Origin of the sequence: Paenirhizobium naphthalenivorans (assembly GCF_007992095.1) — a bacterium.
Taxonomy (GTDB): domain Bacteria; phylum Pseudomonadota; class Alphaproteobacteria; order Rhizobiales; family Rhizobiaceae; genus Allorhizobium; species Allorhizobium naphthalenivorans.
Map to the genome: position 1 here is coordinate 1 of NZ_BJZP01000060.1, position 6,043 is coordinate 6,043.

At 55.9% G+C, this 6,043-nt stretch carries 6 protein-coding genes and 1 pseudogene; 2 read left to right on the plus strand and 5 right to left on the minus strand.

All coding sequences use genetic code 11. The annotated features are described in order from the left end of the window. The first annotated feature begins 90 nt into the window (after nucleotides 1-90). Complete coding sequence (locus RNA01_RS22735; protein WP_147182381.1) at nucleotides 91-1,239, plus strand: site-specific integrase; 1,149 nt, start codon at nucleotides 91-93, stop codon at nucleotides 1,237-1,239. Here the strand turns inward: RNA01_RS22735 and RNA01_RS22740 are convergent. After that, nucleotides 1,191-1,625, minus strand: coding sequence for an SDR family oxidoreductase (locus RNA01_RS22740; protein WP_284727977.1), 435 nt, complete (start codon nucleotides 1,623-1,625; stop codon nucleotides 1,191-1,193). The genes RNA01_RS22735 and RNA01_RS22740 overlap by 49 nt on opposite strands. On the opposite strand from RNA01_RS22740, the pseudogene RNA01_RS24270 reads away from it, so the two are divergent. Then, nucleotides 1,583-1,779, plus strand: a pseudogene (locus RNA01_RS24270) (integrase); the annotation flags it as partial. The gene RNA01_RS22740 and the pseudogene RNA01_RS24270 sit on opposite strands and share 43 nt — an antisense overlap. A 240-nt stretch (nucleotides 1,780-2,019) precedes the next feature. Here the strand turns inward: RNA01_RS24270 and repC are convergent. The 4 genes from repC to RNA01_RS23960 all read right to left on the minus strand — a co-directional run. Beyond that, on the minus strand, nucleotides 2,020-3,264 hold the full coding sequence (gene repC, locus RNA01_RS22750) for a plasmid replication protein RepC (RefSeq protein WP_147182382.1): 1,245 nt from the start codon (nucleotides 3,262-3,264) through the stop codon (nucleotides 2,020-2,022). A 157-nt stretch (nucleotides 3,265-3,421) separates the two neighbouring features. Then, nucleotides 3,422-4,417, minus strand: coding sequence for a plasmid partitioning protein RepB (repB, locus tag RNA01_RS22755; RefSeq protein WP_147182383.1), 996 nt, complete (start codon nucleotides 4,415-4,417; stop codon nucleotides 3,422-3,424). 84 nt (nucleotides 4,418-4,501) lie between these two features. Next, nucleotides 4,502-5,689, minus strand: a complete 1,188-nt coding sequence (gene repA, locus RNA01_RS22760; RefSeq protein WP_018326379.1) for a plasmid partitioning protein RepA — start codon at nucleotides 5,687-5,689, stop codon at nucleotides 4,502-4,504. 151 nt (nucleotides 5,690-5,840) lie between these two features. After that, nucleotides 5,841-6,043, minus strand: a 203-nt coding sequence (locus RNA01_RS23960) for a hypothetical protein (protein ID WP_210245809.1), incomplete at its 5' end; no start/stop codon positions are given.

Below are 6,043 nucleotides of genomic sequence, written 5' to 3' on the forward strand. Positions count from 1 at the left end.
ATGGTGATTGATCTCGAGTCGAAAATCGGAAAGAATCCGGTAAATCCACGGTCGCACGGCCGTCAAAAACCGCCGATCCGGAGTTTCTCTGTGGCCAAACCGTCCATTTCCAAGACCGCAGTCGATCGCCGCGCCGACGAACTCGACACCATTGCCAGCGTCCTGCCGATCGACCGGCGCGACGAACTGGCCGAACTGCTGACCGACCAGGACATCGAAACACTGCGTCACCTGGTCAACGAAGGCATGGGCGAAAACACCCTGCGCGCGCTCACCTCCGACCTTGCCTATCTCCAGGCCTGGTCTCTCGCCGCGACCGGCGCATCCCTCGCCTGGCCCGCGCCTGAAGCACTGCTGCTGAAATTCGTCGCGCATCATCTCTGGCAGCCCGAGCAGCGCGACATCGATCCCGACCACGGCATGCCGGCGGATGTCGAGAAAAGCCTGCGCGAGCAACGCTTCCTTCGATCTTCCGGACCGCATGCGCCCGACACGGTGCGCCGGCGGCTTGCCAGCTGGTCGACGCTGACGAAATGGCGTGGGCTGACCGGCGTCTTCTCCTCCCCTTCGCTGAAGTCCGCGATCCGTCTTGCGGTGCGCGCGACACCGCGGCCAAGGAAACGCAAAAGCGCCAAGTCGGTGACCGGCGACGTGCTGGCAAAAATGCTTGCGACCTGCAGCGCCAACAGCCTGCGCGACGTCCGCGACCGGGCGATCCTGATGGTGGCGTTCGCATCCGGCGGACGGCGTCGCAGCGAGATCGCCGGTTTGCGCAGGGAGCAGCTCTCGGCCGAACCGCCGATCACCATCGAGGGCGGCCCGCCCCTGCCCTCTCTTGCCATCCATCTGGGTCGCACCAAGACGTCAGGTGCCGAAAGCGATGAGGCCGTTTATCTGACGGGCCGGCCCGTGGATGCTTTGAACGCATGGATGGCGGCTGGAAGAATCGAAAGCGGGAGTATTTTTCGGAAGATCGATCGTTGGGGCAATGTCTCGAAGCGGGCGCTGGAGCCGGGCGCGGTCAATGCGATCGTCAAGCAGCGGGCCGAGATGGCTGGACTCGACCCTGCGGAATTCTCGGCGCATGGATTGCGGTCGGGATATCTTACGGAAGCCGCCAACCGCGGGATCCCCCTCCCCGAAGCAATGGAGCAGTCGCGACACCGTTCGGTGCAACAGGCCTCCAGCTATTACAACAACGCGACCCGCCGAAGCGGGCGCGCTGCGCGTATGCTTTGAAGACGCGGATCGGCCGACACTGCCTCCAGATATACCGCGATGAATCTACAACGAAGACTTGCCGATTGAGGCCCCGCCATCGACATGAAGCGTCCGCCCCGTAATAAACCCAGCGTCATCGATAGCAGGAATTCGATTGCCCCAGCGACTTCCTCCGGTCTTCCGAAGCGGCCCATTGGAACGCCGAAGAGGGAACGCGCTTCGCTCTCGCTGCCGACAGGATTGTTCGCCCGAAACAACGCCGTCTCCGTTGGCCCCGGCGAAACGGCGTTCACCGTTATTCCGCCCGCAGCCAGTTCAAGGGCCCAGCTCCGGGTGAAGCTGACAAGCGCCGCCTTTGCTGCGGCGTAGCTTGGCGGGGCTGGAGCCTGCGGAGTTTTCGGCATATGGGCTACGATCAGGATATCTGACCGAAGCGGCTAACCGCGGCATACCCCTCCCCTAAGCCATGGAGCAGTCGAGGCATTGTTCGGTGCAGCAGGCGTCGAGCTATTACAATAGCGCTACCGTCGAAGCGGTCGTGCTGCACGTTTGCTGTGAAGGCAGGCGTCTACCCACGATAAAGCTTTCGGCGTCCGGTAGCGTGAAAGCCGCTCTCGCGTCGATTGGCATAGACCAAGCCCAGCCATCAATTCAACGAGAAATTACGCGCACTCATCTCGTATAAGCATCAGTAATTTATGAGGAAAATTCCGAAAAAAACGGCTGACAAGATTGTAGCGGTTGTATGAGAGCCCTGCCTCGTCATCTAGGTTCAACACATTGCGCTTATTGACATCGCTAACCCGCAAGCCGGTTGCCATCGCCGTTTGCCTTGAGCAGCGACATCAGCATAGGCCCAATTGAAAACTCTCCTCGTTCCGAGCGTTTAGTCAGATCACGTAGATAACCACCGGCCGAGTTGATGTAGTTCGAGCGCTCTAGGATGCACGCCATTGCCGCGGCAGCATTCTCCGGCCCCATCGCATTGCAGGCCTCTTCGTAGGCTGAGGGACTTACTCCGAGCATTGAGCGGACCACTACGGCCGCCGTCATCAACTCGCGCCAATTCGATATGCCACCGCCCGGCCCATAGTCTACGATCTGGGGGCAAGCTCGAAGGACCATACCGAGCGGAAACGACTTGATCTGTTCTGCATTCGCCCTTTTCTGTTCAACGCCTATCCTCTTGGCTGGCGGCTCTTCCGGCAAGCTTTCGCCCTGCTCTTTTCCAGAGCTAGGTTCAAGTTCATAGATAGATTCGGTATTTGAATTCTGTATGTGGCGTTCATTTTGAATGGCATTGCCGTGCATATAGTCGGTATTTAACTGCATCTCCAGGAGGTTGATGACGTCATTCCTCAAAAGCTCCATCTCGTCGAGTGTTGCTTCGACCTGGGTTCTGTCGGGATAACGAGGTAGTCGACCAAGAATTCCAACATACATCATCTCGACGTCCAGCCAGTTTCCTGACGCTCCTTCTTCAATCGCAGCCGTAATCAGCTTACGGACATCGCGACGGCAGATCGTCAGTGCTTCTTTTGCCCTGCGGAAGCGTACACGTTCTGCTGCGACTTCCTGCGCAAGTAGGGCAAGCTCCGCCGCGCGCGTGAGCAGCGGGCTGAGATCGAAGCCGTATGCCTGCTCAATTACGCCATCTCGACTGCGATGCGCGTAACGCTTGCCGTTTGGACTATCCCGGCGCTGGATAAGTCCGGCATCGACCAGTGCTCCGAGTTGCCGGCGGAGTGTGCTTTCTGTGATCCCATGAGCGCGGACAGATAGCTGCGCATTAGATGGAAACACGACAAGTCCATGATCCTGGTCGAGCTGTGGCTCAGGGTAGAACGTCAAGAGAGCATCGAGAACAGCGAGCGCTCTGTCTTGCAGACCGAAGCGCTCCCTCGCCTCACACACGTCACGAAATACTTTCCACTTTTCTACGCGTGCGCCTGGGCTCGGTGCTGTGATGGCCAGTTGCCCCTTAACTAGGGCAAGAGTAGCCGGTCGCCGCCCAAAAGGCGTCGTTACATGTCCCGTTTGCATTTTTTCTCTCACCTTTCTCTAGGCAAAAGAAATTCGCTCACCAAATCGGTGCCAACACTCTTGACTGCGATTCCGGGAAATGCGATTCTCGATCCTGCTAGAGATGACGAGAGAGGCTTCCACGGTTTACCGTTTGGGGGCCTTTTTCTTTTGCGGTTTAATCTCCGTTGCGTTCGGTTTTTGACCGTTTGTACTCGTCATACAAACGGTCCATCCGGCCCGAAAGCCAGTCGCTGAAGGGCTTCGCTTCGACATTCGAAAGCTCAATCGCAACCTTCTTCGATTTGGTGTTCATTACGAAATTCAGTGAACTGTCGCTCGACGTCCAATCCCTCCCGGATGCGTTGCCCTTGGGCTTCTTTGCAGCCGATTTGACCTTGTAGCGCTTCAGGTAATCATGAAGTTCGTCGAACCGCTTCTCTTCTGCCAGTTCAACGAACTCTGCGGTCTCCGTAAATTCAGTGGCAACCTTCAAGAGGGCAGGAACGAGAAGTAGTTGACGCAGGCTAAGCCACTTGTCGCGCCCGATTTTTTTGGACGCACCGAGAGCTTTGATGATCGCAGCAGGGACCACTTCCACGACACCGAGCATCTTGGACAACATCGCCTCGTCGATCGCGAGAGACGACCGCACCACGTCCTTCGTCATGTTGGACGCAAGCAGGTTCTGTGCGAAGTACGCACGTTCGATGAAGGATAAGTTTGAGCGGGCAGAGTTTTCCTGCCCTTGGGCGATTGCGGACGTGATGTCGTCAAGTTTTTTGACAACCGCCTTGACCGAAATCCCGAGCTCTTTGGCGACCTTGAGACGACGGTGCCCGAAAACGACCATGAAGCGTTGGCTGTCATACGAGCTAGGCCGAACCAGGATTGGTGTCGTCTGACCGGATTCTTTGATCGCCTGTTTGAGCTCCTGGTATTCTTCGCCCTCATCCGACAGCCGATCGGCCACGAATGATACATCCAGCAGCCGCGGATCCAGCTCCACGACGACCTCACCCTCCATGAGCTTCTTGGTGTTTTCGGCGAGATCTTCAATCGATCGCACAACCGTCTTCGCGGCGCCCGTCATCGCGTATCCAGGCTTTACGGGAGATTTGTCGGTCGATATCGACGCTATATCAAGCTTCGCAAATGGATTGTCACGCGCCATGACCGAACTCCAGTTTTGACTTCAACTCCGCTAAGGCATTATTTCGCCTTGCAAAAATAGGAAAAAAAACGGCTGACAAGTTTGTCATTTCCGCCCCCAAGCATTGTGTATCAGGTCGACAATTTCACCATTTGCGGCATTCAGGCTTTCCATTGCTCGATCGTAAGTAGACCGAACGAACTCTCCCCGCTCGACCTCGTACAAAGTCTGCTTTTTGATTGAAGCGTCGGAAATAGCGGTAGATTTAAGAACGTGGTTTCGCAGCATCTGCTGAGCAAACATCGACTGCATGAAGCCGACCATCTGCGCTTGCGGAATGTCGGTCGGCTCAAAGCGTGTCACGAGGTAGCGGAACCATTCCACCCTGATTTCGGCACCAGCCTCTGCAACAGGGGTCATAATCCCTCCCAGCATCTGTAGGAACTGGCTCATCGACATGATGTCCAACATCTGGGGATGGATTGTAATCAGGATGCCCGTGGAAGCCATCAACGCGGTGATAGTAAGGTAGCCGAGCTGCGGCGGGCAGTCGATGACAACCACGTCATACTTGTCGTCCACTTCTTTAAGCGCATTGACGATGCGCATGTGGAACAACCGACCCTCGTCACCTTTTCGAGAAGAAATTGACAGTGGCACATCGTATTCAAATTCCTGCAGCACAAGATTCGCCGGTACAACGTCTAGTCCTGGAATATTGGTCGACTGAATTACCGCTGATATTGGCTTTCGCTCCTCATCGAAACGAAGCGCTTCGTATAGGGACGCCGTATCATCGAGTTCGGGCTGAATGCCGAACAGTGACGTTAGCGACGCCTGGGGATCTAGATCGATGGCAAGCACACGGTGACCGGTGAGGGCGAGATACTGTGCTAAGTGTGCGGCGGTCGTTGTCTTCCCGCTTCCACCTTTGAAGTTCACGACAGAAACGACTTGCATCGGCTCGCCTTCGCGACGTTGAGGAACGTAATAGCGCTTGTCGGATTTTTTGTTGGCTTCGAGATATTCGCGAAGCTCCCGCATTTGATCGGCCGTATAATATCGGCGACCGCTGACCGATTCGATCTCCGGGCCTTTCCCTTCGGAATGGATTTGTCGGAGATGGCTTTGGGTCACACCCATGAAATCGGCGACCTCGCCGAGCTGAAACTTGCGTAATCCCTTACGAGCGTCCGGCGGATACTGTTGGCTGCGCAGCATATGCAACGCGCTTGAGATCTTTGCCCCTTGCTGGGCGATCTCGACGTCAAATCTGTTGGGCAGCTGGCTCATTTTGCAAACTATTTCCTAGGTGGCGTCACTTTCGAAAAAATGGCCATAAAGCCATAATTTGCGCAACTATCGTCCGATTCCCCCTGCGCGACAAGGAATTTAAAGTTAACAATGTCTTAAGATGATCCAAGACCATCGCAAAAACGCGTGATTAGGTGTTGTATTTCAGTGTGTTGAGCATTTCATCGCCATCGTCCATGTCCTTTCTTTCCTCAGATTTTTCCGCCCTTATCTGAGGCGACCCAGAAGCCCATTGAGAGAATCGATGGGAACCTGACGGAATCACCTCACGCAGGCGACCCACAAATTTGTACGTGGACATCAAAGCGTGGCGCGGCTCTTTTCCCTCACAAA